Source organism: Bartonella rattimassiliensis 15908, assembly GCF_000278215.1.
Taxonomy (GTDB): Bacteria; Pseudomonadota; Alphaproteobacteria; order Rhizobiales; family Rhizobiaceae; genus Bartonella; species Bartonella rattimassiliensis.
The window spans coordinates 176,168-176,688 of record NZ_JH725068.1; the positions used below are offsets into that span (position 1 = coordinate 176,168).

Consider the following 521-nt stretch of genomic DNA (forward strand, 5'->3'; position numbering starts at 1 on the left):
TCATATTTAGCATCACCACCAAAATAGGTTGCCAGCGTATTACTCATTGCATAAAGCTGGGAGCCATTCACCGCTTCTGTCGATCCTTCCGAAAGTACTCCTGCTCTCACACCAGAGATACTACGCGCATCACCATGATGGTTGGAAACTATAATTGCACCGCCATCTGTTTCTCCACCAATCTTGATGACCTTCGTATCAAAATCCTGCTTAACAAGACTAGCACTGACAACTTGATTAATTTCATTCCTAAGCTCTTGATGAAGATTCCTGAAGGAACTTCCTACGCCAGCAAATGCTTCCGCTACATTTCCATAGCTCTTCTCCTCAACATCACTGCCACCTTCCTTGACTGTTGTAACCTTGAAACTTGGAGCCACCCATTGACCATTCTCATAGCTTGCACCGCCACCAAAATAGGTTGCCAGCGTATTACTCATTGCATAAAGCTGGGAGCCATTCACCGCTTCTGTCGATCCTTCCGAAAGCACTCCTGCTTTCACACCTGTTAAAATCCGAGG

Annotated in this window: 1 pseudogene; it reads right to left on the reverse strand. The window is 45.7% G+C overall.

Annotated features, from left to right (window positions below):
- Positions 1 to 521 (reverse strand): annotated as a pseudogene (locus MCY_RS09670) (Vomp family autotransporter); the annotation flags it as partial.